At 66.2% G+C, this 26,096-nt stretch carries 20 protein-coding genes, 4 tRNA genes and 1 pseudogene; 10 read left to right on the plus strand and 15 right to left on the minus strand.

Annotation, left to right across the window (positions count from 1 at the left end; all coding sequences use genetic code 11):
* Positions 1-54: 54 nt before the first annotated feature.
* On the minus strand, positions 55-816 hold the full coding sequence (locus tag ACQP1G_RS15030) for a pyrimidine reductase family protein (RefSeq protein ID WP_433203945.1): 762 nt from the start codon (positions 814-816) through the stop codon (positions 55-57).
* A gap of 35 nt (positions 817-851) precedes the next feature.
* Here ACQP1G_RS15030 and zapE point away from each other — a divergent pair, with 35 nt between their 5' ends.
* Together zapE and ACQP1G_RS15040 are read left to right on the plus strand one after the other, a co-directional pair.
* The gene (gene zapE, locus ACQP1G_RS15035; RefSeq protein WP_433203948.1) at positions 852-1,868 is read left to right on the plus strand and encodes a cell division protein ZapE; all 1,017 of its coding nucleotides are present in this window, start codon (positions 852-854) and stop codon (positions 1,866-1,868) included.
* A gap of 61 nt (positions 1,869-1,929) precedes the next feature.
* A complete protein-coding gene (locus ACQP1G_RS15040; RefSeq protein WP_433203951.1) occupies positions 1,930-2,724 on the plus strand; it encodes a tyrosine-protein phosphatase in 795 nt (264 codons plus the stop codon).
* An 18-nt stretch (positions 2,725-2,742) separates the two neighbouring features.
* Here ACQP1G_RS15040 and ACQP1G_RS15045 read toward each other — a convergent pair whose 3' ends face one another.
* The 3 genes from ACQP1G_RS15045 to ACQP1G_RS15055 form a co-directional block, all read right to left on the minus strand.
* A complete protein-coding gene (locus tag ACQP1G_RS15045; RefSeq protein WP_433203954.1) occupies positions 2,743-3,234 on the minus strand; it encodes a GbsR/MarR family transcriptional regulator in 492 nt (163 codons plus the stop codon).
* Between the two features lie 74 nt (positions 3,235-3,308).
* A complete protein-coding gene (locus ACQP1G_RS15050) occupies positions 3,309-4,073 on the minus strand; it encodes an ABC transporter permease subunit (protein WP_433203957.1) in 765 nt (254 codons plus the stop codon).
* A gap of 42 nt (positions 4,074-4,115) precedes the next feature.
* Entirely contained in the window at positions 4,116-5,003 is an 888-nt protein-coding gene (locus tag ACQP1G_RS15055) for an ABC transporter ATP-binding protein (RefSeq protein WP_433203960.1), read from the minus strand.
* A gap of 116 nt (positions 5,004-5,119) precedes the next feature.
* Here ACQP1G_RS15055 and ACQP1G_RS15060 point away from each other — a divergent pair, with 116 nt between their 5' ends.
* Complete coding sequence (locus tag ACQP1G_RS15060; protein WP_433203963.1) at positions 5,120-5,872, plus strand: alpha/beta fold hydrolase; 753 nt, start codon at positions 5,120-5,122, stop codon at positions 5,870-5,872.
* 7 nt (positions 5,873-5,879) lie between these two features.
* Here the strand turns inward: ACQP1G_RS15060 and ACQP1G_RS15065 are convergent, their stop codons facing one another.
* Together ACQP1G_RS15065 and ACQP1G_RS15070 are read right to left on the minus strand one after the other, a co-directional pair.
* Positions 5,880-6,419 (minus strand): GNAT family N-acetyltransferase, encoded by a 540-nt coding sequence (locus ACQP1G_RS15065; RefSeq protein WP_433203966.1) that lies wholly within the window; start codon positions 6,417-6,419, stop codon positions 5,880-5,882.
* Between the two features lie 64 nt (positions 6,420-6,483).
* Positions 6,484-7,710 (minus strand): MFS transporter, encoded by a 1,227-nt coding sequence (locus tag ACQP1G_RS15070; protein WP_433203969.1) that lies wholly within the window; start codon positions 7,708-7,710, stop codon positions 6,484-6,486.
* A gap of 211 nt (positions 7,711-7,921) precedes the next feature.
* On the opposite strand from ACQP1G_RS15070, the gene ACQP1G_RS15075 reads away from it, so the two are divergent.
* From ACQP1G_RS15075 to ACQP1G_RS15090, 4 genes are all read left to right on the plus strand, one after another.
* Positions 7,922-9,151, plus strand: coding sequence for a cytochrome P450 family protein (locus ACQP1G_RS15075; protein ID WP_433203972.1), 1,230 nt, complete (start codon positions 7,922-7,924; stop codon positions 9,149-9,151).
* 102 nt (positions 9,152-9,253) lie between these two features.
* Positions 9,254-10,561: a cytochrome P450 gene (locus tag ACQP1G_RS15080; RefSeq protein ID WP_433203975.1), complete on the plus strand. Its 1,308-nt coding sequence runs from the start codon at positions 9,254-9,256 to the stop codon at positions 10,559-10,561.
* 60 nt (positions 10,562-10,621) lie between these two features.
* Positions 10,622-12,154, plus strand: coding sequence for a flavin-containing monooxygenase (locus tag ACQP1G_RS15085; RefSeq protein ID WP_433203978.1), 1,533 nt, complete (start codon positions 10,622-10,624; stop codon positions 12,152-12,154).
* 651 nt (positions 12,155-12,805) lie between these two features.
* Positions 12,806-13,753, plus strand: coding sequence for a LysR family transcriptional regulator (locus ACQP1G_RS15090; RefSeq protein ID WP_433203981.1), 948 nt, complete (start codon positions 12,806-12,808; stop codon positions 13,751-13,753).
* A gap of 177 nt (positions 13,754-13,930) precedes the next feature.
* Here ACQP1G_RS15090 and ACQP1G_RS15095 read toward each other — a convergent pair whose 3' ends face one another.
* From ACQP1G_RS15095 to ACQP1G_RS15105, 3 genes are all read right to left on the minus strand, one after another.
* Positions 13,931-15,148, minus strand: a complete 1,218-nt coding sequence (locus tag ACQP1G_RS15095) for a hypothetical protein (protein ID WP_433203984.1) — start codon at positions 15,146-15,148, stop codon at positions 13,931-13,933.
* 216 nt (positions 15,149-15,364) lie between these two features.
* Positions 15,365-19,465: a caspase, EACC1-associated type gene (locus ACQP1G_RS15100; protein ID WP_433203987.1), complete on the minus strand. Its 4,101-nt coding sequence runs from the start codon at positions 19,463-19,465 to the stop codon at positions 15,365-15,367.
* Entirely contained in the window at positions 19,452-19,829 is a 378-nt protein-coding gene (locus ACQP1G_RS15105) for an effector-associated constant component EACC1 (protein ID WP_433203990.1), read from the minus strand. Before ACQP1G_RS15105 ends, ACQP1G_RS15100 begins: the two co-directional genes overlap by 14 nt.
* A 353-nt stretch (positions 19,830-20,182) precedes the next feature.
* On the opposite strand from ACQP1G_RS15105, the gene ACQP1G_RS15110 reads away from it, so the two are divergent.
* Positions 20,183-21,157, plus strand: a complete 975-nt coding sequence (locus ACQP1G_RS15110; protein ID WP_433203993.1) for a hypothetical protein — start codon at positions 20,183-20,185, stop codon at positions 21,155-21,157.
* Positions 21,158-21,162: 5 nt separating this feature from the next.
* On the opposite strand, the gene ACQP1G_RS15115 is transcribed toward ACQP1G_RS15110, so the two are convergent.
* Complete coding sequence (locus ACQP1G_RS15115) at positions 21,163-22,380, minus strand: sigma factor-like helix-turn-helix DNA-binding protein (protein ID WP_433203996.1); 1,218 nt, start codon at positions 22,378-22,380, stop codon at positions 21,163-21,165.
* Between the two features lie 297 nt (positions 22,381-22,677).
* On the opposite strand from ACQP1G_RS15115, the gene ACQP1G_RS15120 reads away from it, so the two are divergent.
* Entirely contained in the window at positions 22,678-23,688 is a 1,011-nt protein-coding gene (locus ACQP1G_RS15120; RefSeq protein WP_433203999.1) for an MASE1 domain-containing protein, read from the plus strand.
* Positions 23,689-23,843: 155 nt separating this feature from the next.
* Here the strand turns inward: ACQP1G_RS15120 and ACQP1G_RS15125 are convergent.
* The 3 genes from ACQP1G_RS15125 to ACQP1G_RS15135 all read right to left on the minus strand — a co-directional run bounded on the left by ACQP1G_RS15125 (position 23,844) and on the right by ACQP1G_RS15135 (position 24,107).
* Positions 23,844-23,918: transfer RNA gene (locus tag ACQP1G_RS15125), tRNA-Val, on the minus strand.
* A gap of 1 nt (position 23,919) precedes the next feature.
* A tRNA-Cys gene (locus ACQP1G_RS15130) sits at positions 23,920-23,990 on the minus strand.
* A gap of 44 nt (positions 23,991-24,034) precedes the next feature.
* Positions 24,035-24,107 (minus strand) — tRNA-Gly (locus tag ACQP1G_RS15135).
* A 616-nt stretch (positions 24,108-24,723) separates the two neighbouring features.
* Here ACQP1G_RS15135 and ACQP1G_RS15140 point away from each other — a divergent pair.
* Positions 24,724-24,795: transfer RNA gene (locus tag ACQP1G_RS15140), tRNA-Val, on the plus strand.
* Positions 24,796-24,797: 2 nt separating this feature from the next.
* On the opposite strand, the pseudogene ACQP1G_RS15145 reads toward ACQP1G_RS15140, so the two are convergent.
* Both ACQP1G_RS15145 and ACQP1G_RS15150 read right to left on the minus strand, forming a co-directional pair.
* Positions 24,798-25,046 (minus strand): annotated as a pseudogene (locus ACQP1G_RS15145) (IS110 family transposase); the annotation flags it as partial.
* A 243-nt stretch (positions 25,047-25,289) separates the two neighbouring features.
* Positions 25,290-26,012 (minus strand): TetR/AcrR family transcriptional regulator, encoded by a 723-nt coding sequence (locus ACQP1G_RS15150; protein ID WP_433204002.1) that lies wholly within the window; start codon positions 26,010-26,012, stop codon positions 25,290-25,292.
* Positions 26,013-26,096: the final 84 nt, after the last annotated feature.

A 26,096-nucleotide genomic window follows, 5' to 3' on the forward strand; every position in this document is an offset into this window, starting at 1 on the left:
GGAACCGCCCGCGAGCAGGTGTCGTGTGGTCGGTGAATTCGGCTGGCACACAAGTCATCGGCGAGTCCAACGGGTCAGCATCGTGCCGTCGTCGTCCAGGAGGATGTGCCTGCGCACCATGGGCCTGCGGAACTCGTGCGCGGACAGTGATATTCGCCGGGCCGTACCGCCGACGAGCACCGGCGCGGTGGTGACGCACAGTTCGTCGACCGCATCCGCCTCCAGTAGCTCACCGAACAAATGCGGTCCGCCCTCGCACAGCACGCGCCGCAGTCCGAGATCGTCGAGTGCGTTGAGCAGTCCCTGCGGGGTGATCGCGACGCTTCCCGCCTCGATGACCTGGGCGCCCGCATCGGCGAGTTGTTGTTTGCGCTCCTGCGGTGCAGTGCCGGTCGTGATGATGATCGGCGGCACGGCCGTATCGGTGAACAGTCGTGCGCCCGGTTCGAGCGCTGCGCTCGCGGTGACCACCGCGATCGGTGGCGGTGCGCCGTCACGATGGCCGCCGATACCGCGGTCGTACAGGGCGCGCCGCAACTGCGGATCGGTCCGTGCGCCACCGTAGTTCTCCGCGCGCGCAGTTCCCGCGCCGATCACGATCACCTCGGCCAGTTCGCGCAACATCGTGAAGACGGTTTTGTCGGCGGGGGTACCGAGTCCTTCGGAGAGATTGCCGCTGGTAGCGGATCCGTCGATACTGGCCACGAAATTGGCGCGCACCCAAGGAGCCTGGGGGTCGGCGGGGTAGGCGTACAGGTCGGCCAGGTCGTCGCGGCTCAGTCCTGTGAGCTGGATCGCATTGTGGATACGCTGCATGAAGGAAGATCACACCACGTCATTAGGCTTCGTCCATGCAAGAACGCCTCGTCGATCGCCATCCGGAGGTTCCGGCGGACCAATTGGTCGCCCAGATGGTGCCCCCGCCCATGTTCGACGAGGTCAGTTTCGCCTCCTACATTCCGGACCCGAAGGAGCCGAGTCAGGCGGCCGCGGTCGGCAAGGCCGAGGATTTCGCCGGGCAGGTCGCCAAGATCCATCAGGCGGCCAATAAGAAGAGCCTGTTCGGGAAGAAGAAGCAGATCAGTGGTGCCGGGCTCTACCTCGACGGCGGCTTCGGCGTCGGCAAGACCCACCTGCTCGCCTCCATCTTCCACAGCGCCCCCGCGCCGAAGTCCTTCGGCACCTTCGGCGAACTCACCAATCTCGTTGGCGCACTTGGCTTCAACAATGCCGTCGAGCGACTTTCGGTGAACAGCGCGCTGTGCATCGACGAATTCGAACTCGACGATCCCGGCGACACCATGCTGGTCTCGCGGCTGCTGACCGAGTTGTCCGCGCGCGGCGTCTCGATCGCCGCCACCTCCAACACCCTGCCCGGCCAGTTGGGCGAGGGCCGCTTCGCCGCCCAGGACTTCCTGCGCGAGATCAAGAAGCTCGGCTCGATCTTCGAGGCCGTCCGCGTCGATGGCCCGGACTACCGGCACCGCGATCTGCCGCCCGCGCCCGAACCCACCTCGCCCGAGCTGCTCACCGAACGGGCCACTGCCACACCGGGTTCCACACTCGACGAGTTCGACGCGCTGCTGAAGCACCTGAGCACACTGCACCCGTCAAAGTACGGTGCACTGATCTCCGGGGTGTCGTCGGTGTTCATCTCGAATGTGCATCCGGTGACCGATCAGGCAGTCGCGCTGCGGATCGTCGTGCTGGCCGACCGGCTCTACGACGCGAGCGTTCCGGTGACGGTTTCCGGTGCGAAGCTGGACGAGATCTTCTCCAAGGAGATGCTCGACGGCGGATATCGCAAGAAGTACTTGCGCGCGATTTCGCGTCTGCTGGCACTGTCGCGTTTCGAGGTCGCGGCCTAGGAGTCATCGCTGCGAGTCGATGACAGGGGGAGTTGTTCGAACCGATGATTGGAGCTTTGTCATGGTCCGTCGCTCGATTCGCGTTCCGGTCGCGCTCGCTGCCGGGCTTGCCGTCGCCTTCGGCCCGGCGATGAGCGTCGCCTCGGCCGAGCCGACCGCCGTCGCCGACCCCATCACCTTCGATCGCTCGCTGAACCTGCAGGGCGTGCAGAACGGCCGCGACGCGGGCGGCTACCGGACCGCCGACGGCCGCTGGGTGCGCACCGGGTTGGTGTACCGCACCGGCCAGCTCAATAACGCGACACCGGCCGATCTGGCCGTGCTCACCGACCACCAGGTCAGCGTCGTCGATGACTTGCGCACCGTCTACGAGCGCACCATCGCCAAGGATCGGGTGCCCGCGGGCGCGGTCGAGAACTGGAACGACGTCATCGGCCAGGCGCCGCCGCAGACCCTGGTCACCACGCTCACCGGTGGCGACGACCTGTACCGCGCGTTCATCACCGCACCCGGCGCGAATCAGGCCTTCGCCTCCGTACTGCGCGACATCATCGACACCGACGGCGCCGTACTCTTCCACTGCACCGCGGGCAAGGATCGCACCGGCTGGACCTCGGCCGTTCTGCTCACGATCCTCGGCGTCGACCGCGACACCGTGACGCAGGACTACCTACTGTCCAACCAGTACCGCAATGCCAGTCCGAACGACCCGTTCAACGGCGTCTCGGCCGCGTGGCTGGATGCCGCCTTCGACCAGGCGAACCAGACCTACGGCAGTTTCGACAACTATGTCCGCGACGGTCTGCAGTTGTCCGCCAGCGATGTCGCCGCATTGCAGGCGAAGATGCTGGCCTGATTTCGGCTGCTCGACCTGTCAGTGTGGGTGCTCGGCGTCCCAGCGATCGATCATGGCCGGAATCTCCCTGCGGATGAAGAGGAAGAATTCGTGCATATCGCGGACTCGGGCGGCCTGTTCGCCGTCGGGATCGTCGAACAGCGCGAGACCGCGCTCGGTCATGGCCGTGAGGTCGACGTACTGGGTGACCTGTTGGCGCTGTAGGTCCGCGAGTACGCCCGGTCGGATCGAGTAGTAGTCCTTGCGGTCGCCGGGCTTGGAACTCTTGTCCACCCAGCGCATGCCGACCAGGGTTTTCAGCGAGCTGGAGATGGATCCCTTGGAGGCCTGTAGAGCGTCGGCGATCTGGCCGAAGGTCTGCTGCGGCGGATTGCAGATCAACAGCCAGCCGACGGTCCGCCCGACCATCCGGACCAGGCCCATTCGTTCGAATACGAGCGCTATGTCCTCGACGAAGGCCAACTGGTCCGCGGTGGGTGCCGGTGTCTGCTCTTCTTCGACGCTGCTCATCGGTCGAGTATCCCTTCGATATCGGAGATATGGGTAAGCGGGGCGGGCCGTGTCGGCCCGCCCCGCGGGGTCGGTCAGACCACGAGGTCGCGGCGGTCGAAGGCACCCAGCGCCAGCACCAGCGCGGCGGCGGCCGCCACGGCCAGCACCACCAGGTGAATCCCGTTCCAGCCGTTCACCAATGGCGAGCTGCCATTGGCCCAGTAGAAGGGCGACAGCTTGCGGACGAAGTCGCCGCCGAGATTATTGGCCAGGTAGCCCGCCACCGCGACCAGCGACGCCGAACCCAGTGTCACCGAACGCCTTCCGGTGGCCGCGCCGACCAGCAGAGTGATCGTGCCGACGACCAGTGCCAGCAGGCCGAGCCCCGCACTCGCGGCCAGAATATTGCCGGCCGGTACGGCGAGCGCGCCCTTATCGGCTCCCACGATGACACTCAGAGTGAGCACGGTGGTGGCGATCGCCGTCTGCACGGCCAGTGCGGCGAACCGCTGCAGCAGCAGGTGCACGCGGTTGATCGGTTGTGCGAGGAGCAGATCCAGCATCCCGTTCTCCTCCTGCGCCACCGAACGGCTGGCCAAGGTGACCGCGAAGATGAGCATCAGCAGCAGACCCATCAGCGAGTACACCGTCGAATTCAAATATCCACTGGCGCTGGCGAAATCGCTGACGCCCATGGCGTCGTACATCTTGTTCTGCTTGATGTCGAGCGAGCCCTGCTCCTTCAGCGACTGGTAGGAAGGCAGGTACATCAACGGGACGATGGCGAAGCCGATCGACCAGCCGATCAGGCTGCGCCGCTGCTCCTTCAATGTCTGGGTGAAGACCGAGCGAGTCATGACGAATTCTCCTGTGCGATAAACGATTCAGTTGGGAGAGGATCAGCGGCCATAGCGGCTGAAGAAGATCTGCTCGAGATCCGGTTCGGTGGACAGCACGCTGACCAGCGGGTACTTCGCGGCCGTCTTGAACAGGCCGTCGACCTCGCCTTCGGTGGTGCAGCGCAAGGTATTTCCTTCGATGGTCAGATCGCGCACGCCGGGCAGCTCGGCGAAGTCGTCGGCGAAAACGCCCTCGCCGAAGACCAATTCGACCGAACGCGGCGAACGGCGCCGCAGATCCTCGACATTCTCGGTGCCCAGCAGTTGGCCTGCGCGCATGATGACGGCACGATCGGCGGTCTGCTGCACCTCGCTGAGGATGTGCGAGGACATGAACACCGTCTGCCCGTTGTGCTTGGCCTCGGTGACCAGATCCAGGAAGCGTTGCTGCAGTAGCGGATCCAGGCCGGAGGTGGGTTCGTCGAGGATCAGCAGGTCCGGATCGTGCATGAAGGCGGCGATGATGCCGACCTTCTGCTTATTGCCCTTGGACATCGCCCCGACCTTCTTGGACAGGTCCAGATCGAGCAGTTCGGCGAGGTCGGTGATCCGGTTCGGGGCGACGGTGCCGCGCAGATCGGCCAGGAATCCGAGCAACTCGCGCGCGGTATTGCGGCCTTCTATCTCGAGTTCGCCCGGCAGGTAGCCGATGCGCTTGCGCAGTTGCGCACCGCCGACCCGGGGCTCGACGCCGAGCACCTCGACGCGGCCCGCGGTGGGCCGGATCAGATCCAGCAGGATGCGGATGGTGGTGGATTTGCCCGCACCGTTGGGGCCGAGAAACCCGAACACCTCGCCCCGGCCGACTTCGAGGTTCAGATCGGTGAGCGCGACATGCTTGCCGTAGTGCTTGGTCAGGCCCTCGGTACGGATCGCGGCGGTGGACATGGTGCTCCTTCGGCAGGGTTACAGTTCCTGCGTGTTCCGTAAGAACTGACGAGTTCAGTAGATACTGAACTAATAGAACATGTCAACCCGGGGGATCGCGCCACTACGATCCGGACATGGCGAAGTTCAAGACTTGGGACGGACTGGAACTCAACTACCGCATGTGGGAGGGCGACGGCATCCCGGTCGTTTTGCAGCACGGGGTAGTGGCCGATACCAATGCCAACTGGATGGGCACCGGGGTGGTCGGCGCGCTGCAGGCCGCCGGGCGCACCGTGGTCTCGCTGGACGCGCGCGGGCACGGCCGTTCCGAGAAGCCGCACGACGCGGCCCGATACACCTGGGCGGGGATGGCGCGCGATGTCAGCGCGCTCTACGACGAACTCGGCTTCGATCGCGTTGTGCAGGTGGGCTATTCGATGGGCGCAGTCATCTCGCTGCTGGTGGCGGGTGCGGATCGGCGGGTAGCGAAACTGGCGGTCGGCGGCATCGGCTCCGGTGTGCTGGACTGCGGCGGTGTCGACCGGCGCGTCCTCGATATCGACGATCTGCGCACCGCCATGCGTGGTGATGGCGCGGGCGCGCCACCGATCGCGATGATGTTCCGGATTCTCGCCGATGCAGTGCGTGCCGACCGCGACGCCATCGAGGCGGTCGCGACCGGCCTGGACGAGGAGCCGATCAAATCCTTGGCCGACATCACGATGCCCAGTTTGGTGCTGGCGGGCGACAAGGACCCGTTCGCGGCCGACCCGGACCGGCTCGCGGCCGCGCTACCCGACGCAACGTTGCGGGTGGTCCCCGGTGATCATCTGATGGCCGTGGTGGATCCGGCCTTCCATGCGGCGCTGGTCGAGTTCGTGGACTGACGTCAGCTCAGAAAACCAGCCGCATGACGAAGTCGTGATGCAGTTGGCTGCCGACGGGGAAGGTTTTGGTGCCGACCCGCTCGAACCCGTGCTTGAGGTAGAACCGCTGGGCGCGCACGTTTTCCTGGTTGACGCCGAGCCACACGCCAACCGCTCCGTCCTCGCGGCCCCGCTCCAGCGAGGCTTTCATCAGCGCCTTCGACACCCCCGCCCCGTGGTGGCCCGGCAGCACGTACATTTTGCTGATCTCGACGACCGGCCGCATGTCGACCGCCTTGGCGACCTCGGGATCGGCCGGATCACCGTAGTGCAACATCGCGTAGCCGACGATATCGCCGTTCGTGACCGCCTTGAGCACGATCCGGGCAGGGTCGGTCAGGTACTCGCCGAAACGCTCACCGGAGAGCACCTCGGATATGAAGATCTCGATATCGTCGGGGGTGGCGTGCGGCGGGCACGCGAGCGGAAAAGTCGCGGCCGCAACGTCACTGAGGGCCTCGGCGTCCCATAATCCGGCCCGGTCGACGGTGACTGGGATGTTGCTCATACCTACGCCTCGCCGGCGCTCGGCTCCGGCATGCGCAACGCGCGCTGGCACATGATTCGCTCGCTCATATGTCCAGTACAGCATGCCCTTCGCTGGATGCGGAAAGTTCATCCGGTTCGGGACGGGAATGGAACACACGCGCGAGTGCGATAACGATTGCCATGAACACGACGGGGATCACGAAACCGATTCGATGTCCGAACCCGGCGGCAATGGCGCCGACCAGCCCGCCGCCGACGAGTGTGCCCGCATAGTTGAACAGGTTCAGGCGCGCGATGAGGGCGTCGAGCTGGCGCCCGCTGGTCAGCTGCCCGGCCTCGCTGAAGCACAGCGGCGCGACAACGCCGGTCCCGAAACCGCCGATCAGAAAGCCCGCGATCGCGACAGCGGGCCCTGGTGCGGTGACCGCGACGGCCAAGCCGAGTACGCCTATCGTGCCCGCGACACGCACCACCCGGCGTCCGCCCAGCCTCCGCACCCACCGATCCCCGGAGAACCGCGCGGCCAGCGACGCGCACTGATACACGGCCAGCGCCAGCGCCGCGGTGGACGAGCTGGCCAGCAGATCTTCCTTCAGATACAACGCCGACCAGTTGCTGACGGCGAGGTCGATCGCGAAGACGAGCGAGGCCGCGATTCCGAAGGCGAGGTACATGCGCAGCGGAACCATCCCGGATGCTCCGGATTTGCTCTCAGCCACCTCCGCAGGACCGACCTCGGCCTCCTGTGCGCCGAGCAGGCGCGGACCGAGCACCAACCCGACCACGAGAACCAGCCCCGCCGCGGTCAACAGCGATTCGCGCAGCGTGACATCCAAGGCCTCGAAGGCGGAGACGAACAGTGCGCCGATAATCGATCCCGCGCTCCACGCCGCGTAGAACGAGGACAGGATGAACGTCCCGTACCCGTGCTGGACGAACACACCCTGCATATTCGTGCTGGCGTCGACGATGCCTACCGCGATCCCGTAGAGCCCGAGCGTGATCAGCAGGACGGGCGTATTCGGCGCCATGGCGATCGCACATCCGGTGACCGTGATCCCGAACAGCCCGATCCGCACCGTGACCCGGCTGGACCACCGTGTCGCCACCTGTTCGGCCGCTACGCTGCCCACCCCGGCGAGGATCGATACCAGCACTACCGAACCGGCGATCAGGCCGTCGGACAGCCCGAAGCGATCCTTCTGCTGGGGCAGTTCGGTGAGTACGACGGCGAAGAAAAAGCCCTGCAACCCGAATGCGAACGAATTCGCGATCCGGGCACCGCGCAGAACAGGAGAAATCGGTCCCATCTGCGGAGAGTATCGGCCCGGCCGGCGTCGTGCCGAGCGAAGCGGCCACGGTCATCCTTTCGTCGGACGTGGTGCGCGCGACCGACCGACGGCGGTCATCCTTTGGTCAGATTCCGCCGCTACCGTAAGCGCCCGCGAGTGGTCGAATCCAGTGCCCCGTGCCACTATCGAAGGGGCGCAAGATAACTCGCGAATGGGAGAGGCCGATCGAATGAAAAAGCTGCCGCAGGACTTCTTTCGTACGCCGTACGCCTTCTATGCGGAGCTCCGTACCGAAGGCCCCGTGCACGCCATCGAGTTGAGCAGCGGCGTGCGCGCCTGGCTGGTAGTAGATCTGGACGCCGCGCGCGAGGTACTGCGCCATCCGGCCATCCGCAAGGACCCACATACCGACGCGGGCCGCAGGGCCAGGGGTCTGCCCGCCGATGACACCGGCGTCGGCGTGGTGAATACCCGGATCAGCTACCACCTGTTGAATACCGATCCGCCCGGACACGCGCGGCTGCGCCGACTGGTCGTGCCCGCGTTCGCGCCGGCCCGGATCGAAGCGCTCGCGCCCCGTGTACGTGCGATCGCCGACGAACTGCTCGACCGGATGGCCGCGGATGACGTCGGTCGCGTGGATCTGTTGTCGGAGTACGCGTTTCCGCTCCCCATCACCGTCATCTGCGAATTGCTCGGGGTGCCGGTGGCCGATCGCGCGGAGTTCCGGGAATGGTCGCGGATCATCGTCGAACTGTCGACGGCAACCCAGGACGAGATCCGGCACGCGACCGATGCCATCGCCGATTACTTCGAGCGGTTGATCGAGCAACGCCGCGCCGAGGGGTTGGGCGAGGATCTCATCTCGGACCTGATCGCCGCCAGTGCCGATGGTGATCGCCTCACCGATGACGAGCTGATCTCGATGGTGTTCCTCATCCTGGTCGCCGGTCACGAGACCACGGTGAACCTGATCGGCAACACCGTGCTCGCCCTGCTGTCGGATCCGGCGCGCTACCGTGCGCTGCACGGCAATCCGGAGGACGTACCCGCATTGATCGAGGAGATGTTGCGCTACGACGGCCCGGTGAACATCGCGACCCTGCGCTACACCACCGCCCCGCTCACTTTGGGCGACACCGAAATTCCCGCCGACGAGATGGTACTCGTCGCATTGAGTTCGGCCAACCACGACGAACGGCACTTCAGCTCCGCCGCCGACTTCGATCCGCAGCGGCCCGCCTCCGGCCATCTGGCCTTCGGCCACGGCATCCATTTCTGCCTCGGCGCTGGCTTGGCCCGGTTGGAGGCGCGCATCGCCATCACGCGTCTGGTCGAGCGTTGTCCGGACCTGCGACTTGCGGCGGACGGCGGGGAATTGCGCTGGCGGGAGAGCATGCTCATCCGCGGTCTGCACGATCTTCCGGTCGAATTGGCGGGTACGCCCGCCCTGCGTTGATCAGGCCTTGTGCCCCAGGGGCTTCCGTCGCGCCCGGAAACTGTGGCACATTGCGTAGAACCGGGCGTAACGGCGCGCCCGGCGCCGGACGCGGAGGAGACGATGACTGTGGCGTATCCACCCGGCCCGCCGCTTCCGGCGCTGCTGCAGGGCTTGCTCTACATCCGCCACCGCGCGCGGGTGCTGCCGCCGCTGCGGCGTCGCTACGGTGATGTCTTCTCGGTGCACGTGCCGCCGTTCGCGGACGATCTCGTGATATTCACCCGCCCCGAACACATCAAGGAGATCTTCGCTGGCGACCCGCGCGACCTGCACGCGGGCGAAGGCAACCAAATCCTCGGCCCCATCATGGGCGAACATTCGGTGCTGATGACCGACGAGGCCGAACACGCCAGGGCCCGCCGGTTGCTCATGCCCGCATTCAATGGCGCGGCACTTCGCGGCTACCGCGATCTGGTCGCGGAAATCGCGGCCACGGAGGTCGCCAGCTGGCGGCCCGGCTCGACGGTGATCACCCTCGACCGGATGAACGCGCTCACCCTCGAGGTGATCATGCGTGTGGTCTTCGGCGTCACCGACGAACGCACGCGCGCTTCGCTCGCACCGCGCCTCGGCCGCATCGTCACCATCGGCCCGCTGCAATACATCGGCCTGATGAAGCCCGCGCTGCAGAAATACCCGCCGTGGAGGTCCTTCCACGACAATATGGCCGCCATCGATGACCTGCTGTACGCCGAGATCGCGGCCCGACGCACCGCATCCGACCTCGCCGAACGCACCGACGTCCTATCGAGGCTGCTGCAGGCGGGCGGCGATACCGACAGTGAACCACCACTGACCGACGCCGAACTGCGCGACCAACTCATCACCCTGCTGCTCGCCGGTCACGAAACCACGGCCGCCGCGCTGTCCTGGGCGCTGTACGAACTGTCCGTCAACCCGGAGGTACAGCGCGATGCATACCAGGCGGTCTGCATCCATGACGACAAGGCGCTCGAGGCCGTCGTGAAAGAGGCGATGCGGATGCGCACGGTCATTCCGGGTGCGGTCCGCAAACTCACCAGGGATATGACCATCGGCGGCTGGGACCTGCCCGCGGGCACCGTGGTCAACTGCTCGATTCTGCTGGCGCATCGCAGCCCGCAGAACTATCCCGACACCTGGACCTTCCGCCCGTCACGCTTCCCCGACGGCGAGGTCGAACCGAATACCTGGCTGCCCTTCGGCGGCGGGGTGCGCCGCTGTATCGGCGCCGGATTCTCGCTGATGGAGGGCACAACCGTGCTGCGCGAGATCCTGTCCCGCTATCGCCTGGCCGCGCCAGCGGGCGCGAAACCCGAACGCGGACGGGTGCGCAATATCACCACCGTCCCGCGCGGCAAGGCCAGGATTCTAGTCACTCCCCGTTAAGGTTCGTGAAATCGCACCGAGGCTTTGCCGCATTCGCGCGAGCGACGTAATCTCCGTCCCATGACGAGCGGGAACCGCATCGCGATCGTAGGTGCGGGCATCGCAGGCCTCGCCTGCGCGAAGGTGTTGCGCAAGGAGGGGTTTCCGGTCGAGGTATTCGACCGGGCCCCGGACGTCGGTGGAGTGTGGAGTGCGACACGCCGGTACCCCGGCCTGCGCGCACAGAACAGCAAACACACCTATCACTTCTCCGACTTCCCGATGCCCGAGGACTATCCGCGCGTGCCCGACGGGCAGCAGATGCAGGAATACCTCGACGGCTATGTCCGTCACCACGGCTTCGGTGAGAGCCTGCGCCTGGGCACCGAAGTGGTCGCCGCCGATCCGGTGGACAGCGGCTGGCTGCTGGAGATCCGCGACCACATCGGCATCCACCGCACCTCCTGCGACCATCTGGTCATCGCCAACGGTGTGTTCAGCGAGCCCGCGGTGCCCGATTACCCCGGCGTCGACCGGTTCCGGCTGGCGGGCGGGCAGGTCGGCCACGCGTCGGAGTTTCTCGATGTCGAGTGGGCGCGCGGCAAATCCGTCGTGGTCGTCGGCTACGGCAAGTCGGCCTGCGATATCGCCGAGGCGATCAGCCATGTCGCGGCCTCGACGGATGTGGTCGCCCGCAGGCTGATGTGGAAGATGCCGCGCAAACTGGCTCGTGGGCTGAACTACGAGCGCATGATGCTGACCCGGTTCGGCGAGGCGCACTTCCGCTATCAGCAGCTGAATCGGATCGAGCGGTTCCTGCACGGTTCCGGGCATACCTTCCGGGACAGCAACTTCGATGTGATCCAGGAACTCGCCACCAAGAAGTCGCATCTGCGCGAGCTCGGTCTGGTGCCGGAGGGGCGCTTCGAGGAGATCGCGCAGAGCACCGTCAGCCTGGTCACCGAGGACTTCTTCGAGCGTGTGGGTATGGGGCTGATCACGGTGCACCGCGACAGCACCATCACCGAGATGTTCGCGAACCAGCAGGGCCCGGCCGTGCAACTGTCCAACGGTGCGACCCTGCAGGCCGATATCGTCGTCTGCGCCACCGGGTTCCACCAGCGGGTGCCGTTCCTCACGCCATATGTGCAGCGTCAGCTCACCGATGACGAAGGCAATTTCCGGCTGCACCGGCAGATCCTGCCCATCGGCGTCCCGAATCTGAGTTTCATCGGCTACAACTCCTCGGTTGTCAGCGCGCTGAGCGCCGAGGTCGGCGCGCATTGGACCGCCGCGCTGCTGCGGGGGCGTCTCGCCCTGCCGACGTACGAGGAGATGGCCGCGCAGGTCGACGAGCGGTTGCGCTGGATGGCCGAGCGCACCGGCGGCCACCACGCGCACGGTACCGCGATCACCCCGTTCTCCATCCACAACCTCGACGAGATGCTCGCCGACCTGAAGTTCCGTTTGCCCCGCAGAACCCGTGCGGCACAATGGTTCCGCACGATCCGGCCGTCCTCGTACCGGGGGCTCGCGGATCGATCGAAGGGTGCGGTGGTGACCGCGGCGCCGGAAGCGCCGACGCAGGTATCCGCAAAACAGCACACACCGTGAGGTCGGGCCGGAACGAGCGCTGAGGGTCGGTCGGTCACCGACCAGGTGGTCGACTTCACAGGTTGCGGTGACTGCGCATATTTCGGTATCGGTCACGGTTCGCAAGTGCGGGTTGGTTACGAATCCGAGAGTTCCGTCCCAGGACGGCTCTTTCCGTCGGGAGTGATTGCGGCCCGGAACTGCTGTGTCGGCCAGGATCCTTCTGCATCCGCCGCAAAGGTCGATTGCCAGCAATGCGCCAGGACGGCCTGAGGCCGTCCCACGCCAACGTTCGGCGCTCCGGCCGCGGGTCCGGACGCACCGGCGGTGCGGCTTCGGGGTGCGGTAGTGATGACGTCGACGATCGCGTGGGCGACGACGGTGATCTCGTCGGCTCCTGGTCTCGTTGGCGCACCCGTGACCCGAGCGGAAGGCGTGGTCGGTGTGCAGCAGCCGCGGACGTGGGATCGAAACACAGTCCGTTGCCGTCCGTCGATTTGCGCAGTGCGAGTGTGCGTTTCGATGTCGAAGAGTTCAGGGTCCGATCGCTGTGGTCGAGCGCCGCGCGTGTGGACATGGACGTGCTGTCCTGCCGTGTGGGAGTTCGAAGATCGGGTTGGATGGTGCCGCCTCGGGCAACGGATGAAGGCGCGCCGGATTATCGCCGATGCAATGTTGGGTATCGGTCATTTCATTCTGGATAATCCAGGAGTGGACGCCCTGGATATGAATCTGCTGGTTGCTCTGGATGCGCTGCTGGAGACCAACAGCGTCACGCAAGCCGCCGAGCATCTGCACACCTCGGCGCCCGCGATGAGCCGGACACTGGCCCGGCTGCGTCGCGTGCTCGGCGATCCGCTGCTGGTGCGCGCGGGCCGCGCACTGGTACCCACGCCCCGCGCGCTCGAACTGCGTTACGAGGTGAGCGTTTTGGTGGAGCAGAGCCGGACGCTGCTCACCCCGCGCGGCGCGCTCGACCCGACCACATTGAAGCGCAGTTTCGCGGTGCAGGCGGGCGATATGGTGCTCGGCGAGTTGACAACGCCGCTGCTGGCCGCCGTCCGTGCGCAGGCGCCCGGTGTGACGCTGCACTTGCTCCCGGACAGTCCGGAGGGCACCGCCGCACTCCGTGACGGCCGCGTCGATATCGAGGTCGGCGTGATCGACCACACGGATCCGGAGACCATCGTGCAGCGCGTACTCCGCGACCGTGTGATCGGCGTTGCCGCACCGGATCATCCGCTGATCACCGACCGCGTCACGGTGGCGCGCTTCGCCGCGGCCGCCCACCTCGGCATCTCGGGCCGCGGCCGCGCCCGCGGCCCGATCGATGACCGCCTGGCCCTGCACGGCCGCACCCGCCGCGTGGTGGCCACCGCCCCCAACCTGACCGCCGCACTGCTTGCGGTCCGCTCCGGCGACCTCATCTGCCCCGCCCCCGCGGCCCTCACCGCGACGACCCGCACCGCATTGGGCCTGCGCGCCTTCGAAATTCCCCTACCACTACCCGAAGTCGCGGTCGCGATGGCATGGCATCCGCGCAATACCGCCGACAATGGACATCGGTGGCTGCGCGACTTGATCCGGGCCACCCTCACCGGGCTACAGCAGTCACGTTAGTGGCGGCATGCCCTGCACCGGTGCGCATATCGCTTGTGACAGCCTCGCACCTGGAGCGCCAAAGGGGGGTGCCGCTGCGACGTAGGGGGGCAGCCGCTATCTCGTGGGGACGTAGCCGCCGCGGCATGGGGGCGCGGCCGCGAATGTGCGGGAGAGTCGCGGGTGTTGGAGCGGCTCTCAGCCCTCGGTGCGGACGGCGAAATTCGGGTCTACGCCGGGCAGTTCGCTGACCGAGGTGGTCGGTTCGGGGCGGCCGAAGGGGCCGTTCGGATTGCGCTTGAGTTCGTCGAGCATGGCCTGCAGTTTGTCGACGTGGGAGGTGTCCTCGCCGGTGCTGGCGCGGTGGGCGCCAGGGGCGAGTGTGCCGTTGTCCTCGGCGCGGGCCGTGGTCATGCCGGAATCGGTGCGGGGCGTGGGGGATTCGTACCCGTTGCGGGGTGGGGAGGTGAGTGGTTCGAGGCGGCCGTTGCTCGAGCCGAGCGAGCCGTAGTCGAGCCGGTCGCCGGTTGTCGGGGTCGGGGGTTCGAGGCGGTTGGTGTAGGTGGGCGCGGCCGATTCGGTGTTGCCGGGCGTCGCCGAGTCGAGCCATTCGCTGCGGGTGGCGGGGGCGACCAGGGGTTCGCTGTGGGTAATGGGCGTGGCGAGAGGTTCGCTGTGATAGGTCGGGGGGACGGCGGGAGGCACGGGCTGCGGGGTGCGAGACGGTAGCGAGACGGGCTCGTTCGGCGTTGCGGGCCCGAAGGGTTCGAGGTGTTCGGTGCGAGCGATCGGCGCGGTGAACTCTGTGTGGGTGGGGCGCGTCGGGATGCTCGTGGTTTCGTCGGGCGGCGCGAGGCGGTCGTTTCGCCCGGACAGGGTTTCGGTACGGGTGGTTGTTTCCAGGCCGTTGTTGCGTCCGGGTGCGGCTTCGTGGTGTCCGGTCGTGGTGTCCGAGCGGTCGTTGCGGGAGGTCGCGGATTCGGCACGGTTGTTGCGCGCGGTCGGGGCTTCGAGGCGGGCGTGCGGTCCGGTCGGGGCTTCGAGGCGGCCGTTGGAACCGGGAGCTGTTTCCAGGCGGGCACTGTGCCCGTTGACGTTGTCGAGGCGGTCGCGACGTGACGGAATCGGTTCACGCCGTTCACGGTTCACGGGTGTGGGACGGCTTTCTGGCTCACCGTGCGCCGGATCCTCATCCGACGGACCGGTCTCGACCTGCTCCAACCGGTTCCCGATCTTGGAAACATCCTCCCCCGTACGGAACGCCCACGCCTCCAACTTGGCCAAGCGGCCGGCCAGGTTGCGGTCGTCGTCCACGTGGGCGGCGACCGCGTCGAGCTTGTTGCTCACCTCACGTAGCGTTGTCGCGAGACTCGACAACATTGCGCCGATCGATTCGCCGCCCTGCTCGTGGTCCATCCCGTACCTTCTTCCCCATCTATTGCGGCGTTCCCGGGTCCTCCGTGGTTACGCAAGCTACCGCCTCCCGGCCCGTCGCTCACGCCGCAGGTATCGCCCGAACTCAGCTCGTGGCGGGCCGATTCTATCCGTCGATCGGTAGGCACGCGGAGCGAGGCACCAATACCCGTCCCGGATGGGTATTTTCGTCGTATTGGCGCAAAAGTCCTGATCGAGCTACCGGGGATCGAGGGCCATGGCCTCGGTGGCGATCGCTACGAGCAGGTCGGGGTCGATGCGGGCGAGGATATCCAAGGACTCGTACCAGGAGCCGAGGCTCCAGATCTCGGCGAGAAGTTGGCGAAGTCGCGCCGCGAGCGGCCCATCGAGAGTGTCACTGCTGGTGGCGATCTCGCGAGCCAGGTGGGTGAGCGCCTCCGCCCGCACATCGGGTCCATCCGCGGCGCGGGCCAGCGCCTCGGCGTGTTCGGTATCGCCGATGCGGATCGCGGCTACCACGAGTGCCGCGGTCGAGCCGTTCCGGAGACGCTGCGAGGTAATCCGTTGGGCTATGCCCTCGGTGAACGTCAGTAGGGCACGCGCCGCGGCCCGATCGCCAGCGGCCGCGTAGGCGTTCACGACGGTGGTCAGCGCCGTGACTCTGACCCGCGGCGCGCAGTTCCGCGCGAGTCTTTCGGCGCGGGCGATATCACCCGACTCGGCAAGCACCGCGACGAGTTTGCTGGACGCCTGCTCGCGGTGGTGCGCACTGAGGGAAATCTGTTCTGCCAGGGCAACGGCGCGGTCGAAGTCGCCGACGCGCGCCATCGCGATGACGAGGCCGCTTCGCATCATCATCTTTTCGCTGTAGTCGGCGTGCCAGCTCAGTGCTTCAGCCTCGGCGACCAAGCGCCGTGCGGCATCGCCGTCGCGCACCGACCGCATGAGGTCCCCGAGGATCTGCACCTGTTCGAACAGACCGCCGGCACCGCGCGGCACGGCAATCGCTCGATCGATCTCCCCGATATCGAGAAGGACCGCCGCCAGGCGGGAGAGCACTCGTAGGCGGGGCCACAATATGTTTATCTCGTTCGCACGTAATCGGACCCGATCCGCCAAGCCGAGCGCATGCTCAGTCGCGCCGATTCGCGCGAAGCAACTGACCAGATCGGCCAGGCTCATGGCGTGGTCGTGGGCGTCGGTGATCGCATCGAGCAGTGCCTCGGCCCGATCGGCCAATCGGCGAGCGGCAGCGGTATGCCCGGCCGCCGCGATCGCGACGGCCACCCGGGCCAGCGCGCCGGCCTGCCGGTCGGGCGAGGAGATTCGTTCGGCGACGAGTTGCGCGGTCGTCAGGTCGGTTGCGGTGATCAGCGCCGCGACCAGATTGGCGAAGGCAGTGTCCAGGTAGCGCGGGGCGTCGGTTCGACGCGCGAGTGCCTCGACCTGATCAGCCAAGCGACGGGCCTCGTCACGGCGATCTTGCCGCACGAGCGCCGGGATCAGCAGCGTCAGTGTTTCGGCGCGGCTGGTAGGGGAGACCAGTTGGTCCGCGATCGCTTCCGTTCGATCGAATTCGCCGACGGCGACGAAATATTCGACGAAACCAGAGACGAGCCAGTCAGGGGCGTCATCAGAGATCGCCGGTTCAACGATCTCGGCGAGGCGCCGTGCGTCCTGGATGAATCCGGCGGCGACGAGCGGTGTGGTGATGGCGGCCGCGACCGCGGCGCGTTGCTGTCCACCATCGACGGATTCGAGGGTGCGCACGGCTTCGACCACGACCTGTCGCGCGGCGGCGACGTCGCTGGTTCGCAGCGCGGGCGCGAGGTGCAGCGCGGGCGCGAGGTCCGCCCATGCCCGTGCACGCCGGTCGGCGCTGCGGATGCCACGCACACAGTCAGCGGCGCGGCCGGTCTCACCCATTGCCGCAAGGGCAAGTGCGATCAGCGCGGTCGCCGAGTCGTGCTCCTCGATCGAAACGATATGCGGGATAAGGGCCGCTGCCTCTTCCATGGCGCGGCCGGCGTCGTCGATGCGCCCGACCGCAAGCCGTGCGGGGACGAGTTCGGTCAATGCGCGCACCTGGTTGATCGGCTCCCGGATATCCGAGAGGACGAGTTCGGCGGCGTCGCCCGCGCCCGCGGCGATCAGCGCCCCGGCAAGCTCAGCGAGCAGTCGGTCGCGCTCGGGCGCAGCGGCTATTTGGTGGATGAGCGACTCCACGATCACCTGGATCCGCTCGATTCGTGGCGTCCCCGCGGACACGGCGATGACGCCGATGAGGGCCGAGGCCTGGCGCTGCGGATCGGGGATACTGCGGGCCAGACTCTCCGCGCGGTCGTGCGCGCCGAGTAACGCGAAGGCGCGAGGTAGCTGGTCCGGAATATTCGCGCTGCGCCGGGCCAGGCGGAGCCGTTGCATCGATAACCGGCACATTGTGAGCAGATCGGAATCAGCTTGTCCCAGAATGAGATCCTGCGTGGTCCCGATCTCGGTGCGCGCCGCGATATCACCACCGGTCAGATGCAGCATGCGGTCGTGCCGAGCGGCATCCAGCGCAATGTCTGCCATCCTGGTCAGGTCGGCTTGGTCCTTGAGCATCGCAAAGTAGCGAGTGAGCAGGTAGGTCGGCGTCGTCTCCGGCCAGCCCTGCGCTCGATATCGCCGCGCCCACTGGTGGATCTGGTCGCGGTATTCGTCGAGCAGCTTGCGGCCCAATGCCTTTTCGGCCTCGCGCTGTAGCGTCTCGTGCGCGAGCAGATTGATGTGATCCGGCACGAATCTGCTGGTCCGCGTCCGAAACGTGCGTCCGGTTACGCCGCGTAGCAGGTCCTCTATCCAGTACGGCGGCAATTGGGTCAGGTCGACGAGTTCGGGCCCGGTCAGACCACCCGCCGCTGTGAGGAGCCCGAGTACCCTGCGGGTGTCGTCGGACTCATGCAGCAGACGAGCCAGCTCCAGCTTGGCGGCTCGGCGGTGATCGCCTGCCAGGGAATAGCTTTCGAGTGTGCGGTGTCGGCAGGTGCGCAGCGGATGACCGTCCGAAACATCATCGGGGATCGGCGGATTCGGGCGGCTGGCGACGACCACCCGCAGTCCGGGCGGCGGATTCTTCGGTAGCAGCGACGCGATTGTCGGCTGGCCATGGTCCTCGTCCAATCCGTCGACCATGAGCAATACGCGGTTACCGCACTCGATCGCGCGCTGTGCGGCGAGGTCGAGCAGATGGCGGCGGAGCGCGTCCCGATTGCCGACGGCGGCGGTGACCGCGGCGCGTTCGCCGGGCAGTAGCGCCGAAAGCTGTTCGAGGACGGCATCGGTGAAGGCCACATGGTCGGACTGGGCGGCCATGCGGGAGGTAATGAAGAACGCGACGACTCGCACATGTTCGGGTGGGTTCAACGCGAACCAGGACATGAACGTGGTCTTGCCGGTCCACGGCTCACCACGCCACCACAGATACCGCTCGTCCCCGTCGCAGAACGCCGCGAGTTCGCGTACTTCGTCGGCGCGGTCGATCATCTCATCCGAGGGCGCGATATCGCGTATCTGCGCGAAGTACGCGGTGGATTCGGTGCCCGGCAGTACCGGTGTCGCTATATCGCCCGACCACGCCGCGTTGTGTGTCAACGCGAGGTCGGCGGCCGTACCGCGTTCCAGCGCTTTGGGGTTCGGCAGATTTGCCGCGGGCAATCGGGCCCGTAGCTCATGGAAGATCGCGGACATGGTGAGGTACCGGTCCGCGCTCGGGATGCCGCTTCGCAGCACGTCGAGCAGCGCGCCGGTGAACGCGGTACGCCCCGCGTCATCGCTGGCCGCCGCGAACCGCTTCTTCTCATCGGTGGCGGTCAGCACGAAGGTGCCCTCGATATCGGCTGCCTCCACCAGGACATTCGCGCCGTCGGCGAGCACACCACGGCCGAAAGCCTTGCCGCTGTGACAGCAGTCGAGGATCACGATCTTCACCTGGGCACGCGAGGCCTTGATCTTCGCGCGGATGGCGGTGTACGGCACCGTCGTGAAATCCGCGTGGTCGGCGTGCGATCCAGTGTGTGTCAGATGTAGTTCGTTGTCGACGGGCACGCCGTGGCCGACGTAGTAGAACAGCAGGAGGTCTGTCGCGTTCGCGGCAGTCAGCGCTGTAGAGAAGCTCGCGCCGTCGGGCGGGTCGAGCACGGTCGTGACATTCTGCAAACCCGTTGTGCTGCGGAGGAATTCCGCGAACTCGTCCATGCTCCGCTTGATCGACGGGAACGAGATGAAACCGGAATCCGCGCCGTACTTCGCCGCCCCGATGAGTACCGCGTACGAGCCGTCGGGGTCAGGGAGCCTCATCGAGCGCCCCGCGGACGATCTCCAGCGCCGCTCGAACCTGCGCCTCGTCGATGGCCTTGCCGCCACTGGCGTCGATCTCGGCGGTACGGCCGTTGCGGGTGGTCAATTTCAGCTTGAGATTCGGTTTGCGGATCTGCAACCAGGCCGTGACGCACGCTGACACCGCGGTCCACAGTTCCGGGGAGTCGAGCACCAGCCGGATGATCTCCTCGGCGCCGAGGGTGTCCGCGCCGGGTTCGCCGCGGACGACACCCTTACCCGCGGAAAGCATGTCGTCGTCCTCGATGATGGCCGAGTACAGCGAATGCAATTCCTCGACATCGTCATCGGATGCGGTCACGGCGACCAGTAATTCCACGGTCACGTCCTTCCCCTTGGCACACACAGCCGGACATCTGGATGCGTGCGGAAAGTCTGTCACGGCGCTGCTCGGTGGCGCAGCGCGATCAAGATCGTGGCGAGCTGATCGTTGCCCAGTCGTGTCGAACGGAATGGCGGCAAATATCAATCGATCGGAATAACTGTGGCAATGCTCTCGTGTGTCGCAACGAAATCGCTTGTGAGACAGCGCACATCGGCTGGGCGAGGGCGGTTGACAGGTTGTGGCGCACCCGAGCGCGGGGTATAGGGGGCTGGCGGGCGCGCGAAAGCTGGCGCACTCTTGATCTATGGCGTAGGTCGGCTGATCTGCGGTGGTTTGGGCAGGGGTGTGGTCGCGTGAGAACGAAGCAGCGCGTCGAGCGGGCGTGCGGGCGTCGGGCGATGCTCGCCGAGTTGGGGCTGGCGGACAGTCGCGTCACGGACACCCGGACGTCGGACGGATCGGCGGTCGGTGGGTCGGCGGCGGGATACGGCTGTACATGTCCGGAATGCGCCGCTGCGCAGTGGGATATCCAGCGGCTCAAGTATTGGCTCTGCGGCAGACTCGCCGCCTACGGGGCGGATATGGCCGAGGTGGACCGGCGCGTCGGTGACATACCGGTGGATGTGCTGTGGCGGGCAGGGGAGCGGCAGTTCGCCATCGAGGTGCGCACCGGACCGCTGGATCGTGAATCGGCGCAGCACCATACGGCTCGGCTGCGCTCCTCCGGCTGTGACGGTGTGCTGTGGCTGTGCCCGCCCGGCTACTGGGTTACGCACCTGCCCGCGCTGAGCATCGTGGACTTCGCGCCGCCCGCCTGCGACTACCGGACCGACTTGGGGATGTTGGACGCCTCGACCAGCGCGGTCGTCATGCCACGCCGCGAACCATACGAGCTGCGCGATTTTCTGCACAGCTGGGTGCGGGGCGAGATCGCGTGGGGCTACCGCGATGTGATGACAGGAGGATGGGCCACCGTGACCGACTGGGAACACCACACCAGAACGCAGACTGCTGTTATCGCCCGGCAGCGCCAGGAGTTGGTCAACCAACGCACCACCCTGGCCGTGTCCCGAAAAACCGTGCGGGACAAGCAGAAGCAGATCATGAAGCTCACCACCCGCCTGGAACGCGCCGAGGAGTCCGCGCAGGAACGTGCGGATTCACTGGCCGAGGTCAAGCGCAAGCTCGACGATCATCACCGCATCGACACCTCGCTGCGCGCCAATATCGTCAGCCTGCAGAAGGCGATCGGCCACTGGCAGCTGATAACCTATTGCGCGATGATGCTGATCGTCACGTTCGTAGCGGGGGCGATGTTCGTGCGCTGAGGTGGTCAGCGACCGCCGGTCAAACGGAACGGTGCACGGTCCCAACGCCATTCGTTGCGTAGCACCAGTGCGACGAGGTCGAGCAGTTCCAGCTCGACCTCCCCGCGCAACTGTTGCAACGCGGGCCAATACACCGGTCCGCGCTCGACCAGCTCCCACAGTCGGCTCTCGGCCTGCGCATTCACCTTGCGCCGCAACAGATCCGGGATGCCGAGCCGGCTGCCGGTCCACCCGAGCCAGCCCCATCCGTTGGCATGCGCATGCGCGCGACCCGCGGTGGACTTGATCCGATTGATATGGAAGCCAACATGTCCCAGCGGCTCGACATCGATCAGGATGACCCGGCCATCGGCCAGCCGAGCGGCGATGCTGGGGTGGAAGATCCGTTCCGCGCCGTCTATCGCATAGGCGACCGCTCTCGGCTGCTCCTGGAAGGTTTCGACCAGATCGCTCGCGTTCAACGTCCGTAGCAGCCGAGCCTCCAACGCGGAGTCGAATCCGACATCGCGCCCGACCTTGCTCAGGTAGAACCGCCCACGCCCTTCGTCATCCCCGTCGACGGTGCGCGCCGATTCGATCGGCAGGGGAGCGGGGCCTTGCCCGGAGCCCGGCCAATCGACCTGTGCGAGCCAGGAGTTCACCTCGCCGGTCGCCAATGGCTCCGCATTGTGCAGCTTCGCCAATCGCCGATTTGTCTTCTTCTGCCAGGCCATGATCCGCTGCATGACGAATCCGGCGACTCGCTTCGCATCCTCACCCGCATGCCCCGCCAACCGCAGTTTCAGATACGACAGTTCATTGGCGGCCAGGTCGGTGTCGGTCGCATACGTCTCCACCAGCAACGCCCGTACCAACTGCTGATCCCGCGTCCCGACCGGATACCGTGCCGCGAATACCTCCGCCGCCCGATGCCTACTCAACTGCGCCTCCCGCAGGATCTGCGCCACTGCCCGGGTGTGCAGCTGCCGAACCCGATCCCGCGACACGTCGTAGCGCGCCCCGATCCGCGCCAACGTCTCCGGTGGCTCCCCGCTCACCCCCAGCCGAAACCCCACGATCTCCGCATCCCGCCGCTTGCGATCCCCCCGCATCTCGATCAATTCGCCGAGCAGCTCATTGATCTCCTCGAGCTCGAACGACACATCCCCCGCGATATCGTCGAGCAGTTCGGGATCCGCCTCGTCGACGGCCCGATCCGGCCCAGTGCTCTCGCTAGCCGTCACCCTGCACCCCTGACCCCGACTCGACATGTGTGCCAAAGCCTAATCCGGCCCACCGACAACCCGGCTCATCCGCCGGTCGGACGCCGACCGGCGTCGAGATATCGAGCACGCAGCCGAGAAGTTCAAGGACGAGGCCGTGCGGGCGATGAGCGGTGTGAAGGGCACGATGGGGCGCGGTCCTGACCGTTGACCAAGAAGCCCGGGCCTTCTTCTGTGTCGGCCGAGGTTTACATCGCCGTGTCGGCCACCGCCGATATTCGATGATCGCCCGCGGAAAATCGGTTCTAAGCTGACCAGGTGGGCCGTTTCCGCAGTAACGCCATCGCGGCGCTGTGGATCATCGTCGCGGCGGTCGCGTATTTTCTGGCCGCCGAGGTAGGTTTGCGCATGGCCTTGGTCAGCGACCAGGTCACGCCGCTGTGGCCGCCGACCGGCGTTGCGCTGGCATGTCTGTTCTTGCTCGGGTTGCGTGCGTGGCTGGGAATTACCGTCGGCGCGTTAGCGGTCAATGCCCTGATCGGGCCGAATCTGCCTGCCGTCCTGATGATCGCCGTCGGGAATACCGCTGCCCCCGTGGTTGCCTACCTCTTGCTCAAACGGGTCCGGTTCCGCAGCGATTTCAACACTGTCCGCGACGCACTCGAGCTGGTCTTCCTCGGTGCCCTCGCGGCGATGTTGATCAGCGCGACGGTCGGCAGCGTGACACTGGTCGTGGCCGGTGCGGTTCCCGCACGCGGTTTTTGGGGGACCTGGTCGGTGTGGTGGACCGGTGATGCGATGGGTGTCCTGCTGATCGCACCGCTCATCCTCGTCGCCGCACGAGCCCGAAGACCGAAGGTCCTCGAGCCGTTACGAGTGCTCGAGGCTACGGTCCTTGCGGTCGGGACATTCCTCGTCGCGGTATCGGCCACGGCGGTGTCGGCGAATCTGCTCTTCTTGGTCTTCCCGTTCCTGATCTGGGCCGCGATGCGGTTCCACCTCGCCGGGGCGCTACCGTGCGCGCTGATCGCATCAATCGTCGCCATCTTCGCCGCCGCCCGCAACTGGCCCGCCTTCGCCGGACTCGACCTCACCACGAAAATGATCACCCTGCAGGCATTCAACGGCTCGGTCGCCCTCACCGCCCTCCTCTACGCGACCATCACCGCCCAACGCGACCGCGCCCGCAAAGTCGTCGACGACACCTGCGCCGAACTCGCCCGAACAGTGCTCATGATCAGCCAGGGCCGCCCCTTGACAGGCGTCGTCGACACGGCCCATCGACTCCAGTCCCAACACCCCCATCGGCCACCGCCCCCGCAGGAGTGACCTCCGTCATCGCTCCCGAACCGGGGCGAGAATTGCCGCGGCTCACAGCCATGCGGCAATCGCACAATTCGTTGACAACGCCGCCACCTTGGGCGCAAATCTGGTACGAAAACAAGAAAACCCCGGTGAAAACCGGGGTTGACCTGCAGAGACGGTGGTGCGCGATACTGGGATTGAACCAGTGACCTCTTCCGTGTCAGGGAAGCGCTCTCCCGCTGAGCTAATCGCGCGAGGTGGAGACGGGAATCGAACCCGTGTGCACGGCTTTGCAGGCCGTTGCCTCACCACTCGGCCACTCCACCGTGCGAAGGGGGAAGGCTTGAATACTGCCTGGCCCTACTCCTCGAGCGGATGACGGGATTCGAACCCGCGACCCTCACCTTGGCAAGGTGATGCGCTACCAGCTGCGCTACATCCGCATTTGCATCTCCGGCGGGCTTGCTGCCCTCCGTGGTGCGAGACAGAACATTAGCCGACGTTCGCCGCAACCTACAAATCCGCTGGTAGAACGGCCCGAACTGGAATTACATACGTGTTGTTCGGGTCCGGTGACCGGGCGCCCTCAGGCGAAGTCGCCCGATTCGCCCGTGAGGTCTTGTGGTGTGGGGTCCTGGCCGTGCAGTACCTGCCCGCTTATGTGAAGCTCTGGCTGCCGTGATGACAGACGGTGGATGTGGCGCCCGATGCGCGGGATGTCTGGTCAGCGGAGGCGTCGTCGTCTATTCGGCGTTGGCCTGTACGGAATTACCAAGTGGGATGCGAATCTCGGCATGTCGAGCGGTCGATGATCTGGATCGCTCGGCTGCGGGACATGTGACGCGCTGTCGGAGTGAACGGATCGACAGCACGACCACCCCGGTCGAAGCATCGGACCCGCTGGGAACCTTGGGAATTCGCGCGCTTGGGCCCGAACGGTCGGGGGCGAACCGCGCAATCCGGCACCTGCGGGTGCCGATTTGGTGGGACGCCGGTAGTGCGTGCTAAGGTTCCATCTCGTTCGAACGGCCACTCCGGCCCCGGTCGAACACCAACTTCGGTCCCATAGCTCAGCGGGAGAGCGTCCGCCTCACACGCGGAAGGTCGCTGGTTCGAAACCAGCTGGGACCACGGTTCGACCCGTAGACCTGGTTACCGGCTGCGACCAACGCCCGAACCCACGGGCCGTGATCGGTCTCGATGCACACCAGCACTTGCCCGGGATCGGAATCCTCCGGCAAGAACCGGGCGATCAGCTCATACAAACGCGCCATGCCATCGATGCCCTCGGGCCCTCTGGCTGCCTTCGGCGTGCGGCCTTGCTCGTCCTGCACCTCCACACCATGGTGGTCCTGCGCCCAGTCGTCTCCGACGAACAGCACTCAACGCTCCTGAATCTGCCGTTGTTCGATTGTGAGCAGCCCGCGGGAGACCCAGCGCCCTAATGGGCCAGTGCTCGCGCCAATCATGTTGGCGGGCACGACATCCCATAAGTCGTCCGCTCCCGGCCGCCGACAGGGGCACGGTCTGACACCAGAACTCGAGGGTTCAGGCTCTGACGAAGTGCTCACCTACTGGGGCTACAGGCGCTGAGCGTGCCCTACTGGCTGGCCCGGCAGCTCCCATCAGGGTGACGGGCTGAGGTTGTCCATGATCAGGCCGAGAGTGAACGCGAACCGGTCGGGACCGGTGCCGGAGGTCAGCTCGGCGGCATAGCGCCGGGTCTGCGGAAACGTGTCGGCGGGCAGCGCGGTGAACCGGCGCACCAGCTCCGCACGGCTGACGACCCACTCCTGATCCGGGTGTTTCCGCCGATTCTGGACCAGCGACTGCTCTAGGGCGTAGGCGCTGACGTAGAGGGACAGCGCGTCCAGCACCCAGGCGGCGGTCCGCGGTTCGATTCCGCCCGCGAGCAGAATCGCGAACATCCCCTCCCTGACCCGCAGCGCCTCGAGGTTGGTGGGGACCATGGCCAGTGCGGCGCGCGAGACCCCGGGATATTTCAGGTACTGGTCGCGGATCTGGGTGAACACGTCGAGGAGCTGCCTGCGCCACGTGGCCGGGTCCGGTTCGGGAAGCGCGATCTCGGCGCTGAGCCTGCCGACCAGCAGATCGTCGATGTCGTCCTTGTTGACGATGTGTGCGTACAGCGACGAGGGCCCGGTGCCGAGCACTGCGGCGACCCGGCGGATGGTCAGCGCGTCGTAACCCTCGGTGGCGACGACCTCCAGCGCGGCATCGGTGATCCGGGCGACCGTGATGGGCTCCTTGCGGGGTGAGGACGCCGCGACGTCCTCGGTGGACTGGGCGTGACGAGCCGCTCGGCGTTGTCGGGGATCGGCGGGCATGCCGGCCACTATAGCTTGACACGAACTTAGTTCGTCAAGTAGAACTTAGCTCGTCAATGTAGAACTTAGTTCGTCTGGAGTGTG

Origin of the sequence: Nocardia sp. CA-107356 (genome assembly GCF_050946365.1) — a bacterium.
Taxonomy (GTDB): Bacteria; Actinomycetota; Actinomycetes; order Mycobacteriales; family Mycobacteriaceae; genus Nocardia.

Excerpts from the sequence above, each read along its gene's own strand:
- ACQP1G_RS15030 (WP_433203945.1), bottom strand. The coding sequence starts at position 816 with ATGCAGCGTATCCACAATGCGATCCAGCTCACAGGACTGAGCCGCGAC.
- zapE (WP_433203948.1), top strand. The coding sequence starts at position 852 with ATGCAAGAACGCCTCGTCGATCGCCATCCGGAGGTTCCGGCGGACCAA.
- ACQP1G_RS15040 (WP_433203951.1), top strand. The coding sequence starts at position 1,930 with ATGGTCCGTCGCTCGATTCGCGTTCCGGTCGCGCTCGCTGCCGGGCTT.
- ACQP1G_RS15045 (WP_433203954.1), bottom strand. The coding sequence starts at position 3,234 with ATGAGCAGCGTCGAAGAAGAGCAGACACCGGCACCCACCGCGGACCAG.
- ACQP1G_RS15050 (WP_433203957.1), bottom strand. The coding sequence starts at position 4,073 with ATGACTCGCTCGGTCTTCACCCAGACATTGAAGGAGCAGCGGCGCAGC.
- ACQP1G_RS15055 (WP_433203960.1), bottom strand. The coding sequence starts at position 5,003 with ATGTCCACCGCCGCGATCCGTACCGAGGGCCTGACCAAGCACTACGGC.
- ACQP1G_RS15060 (WP_433203963.1), top strand. The coding sequence starts at position 5,120 with ATGGCGAAGTTCAAGACTTGGGACGGACTGGAACTCAACTACCGCATG.
- ACQP1G_RS15065 (WP_433203966.1), bottom strand. The coding sequence starts at position 6,419 with ATGAGCAACATCCCAGTCACCGTCGACCGGGCCGGATTATGGGACGCC.
- ACQP1G_RS15070 (WP_433203969.1), bottom strand. The coding sequence starts at position 7,710 with ATGGGACCGATTTCTCCTGTTCTGCGCGGTGCCCGGATCGCGAATTCG.
- ACQP1G_RS15075 (WP_433203972.1), top strand. The coding sequence starts at position 7,922 with ATGAAAAAGCTGCCGCAGGACTTCTTTCGTACGCCGTACGCCTTCTAT.
- ACQP1G_RS15080 (WP_433203975.1), top strand. The coding sequence starts at position 9,254 with ATGACTGTGGCGTATCCACCCGGCCCGCCGCTTCCGGCGCTGCTGCAG.
- ACQP1G_RS15085 (WP_433203978.1), top strand. The coding sequence starts at position 10,622 with ATGACGAGCGGGAACCGCATCGCGATCGTAGGTGCGGGCATCGCAGGC.
- ACQP1G_RS15090 (WP_433203981.1), top strand. The coding sequence starts at position 12,806 with ATGTTGGGTATCGGTCATTTCATTCTGGATAATCCAGGAGTGGACGCC.
- ACQP1G_RS15095 (WP_433203984.1), bottom strand. The coding sequence starts at position 15,148 with ATGGACCACGAGCAGGGCGGCGAATCGATCGGCGCAATGTTGTCGAGT.
- ACQP1G_RS15100 (WP_433203987.1), bottom strand. The coding sequence starts at position 19,465 with ATGAGGCTCCCTGACCCCGACGGCTCGTACGCGGTACTCATCGGGGCG.
- ACQP1G_RS15150 (WP_433204002.1), bottom strand. The coding sequence starts at position 26,012 with ATGCCCGCCGATCCCCGACAACGCCGAGCGGCTCGTCACGCCCAGTCC.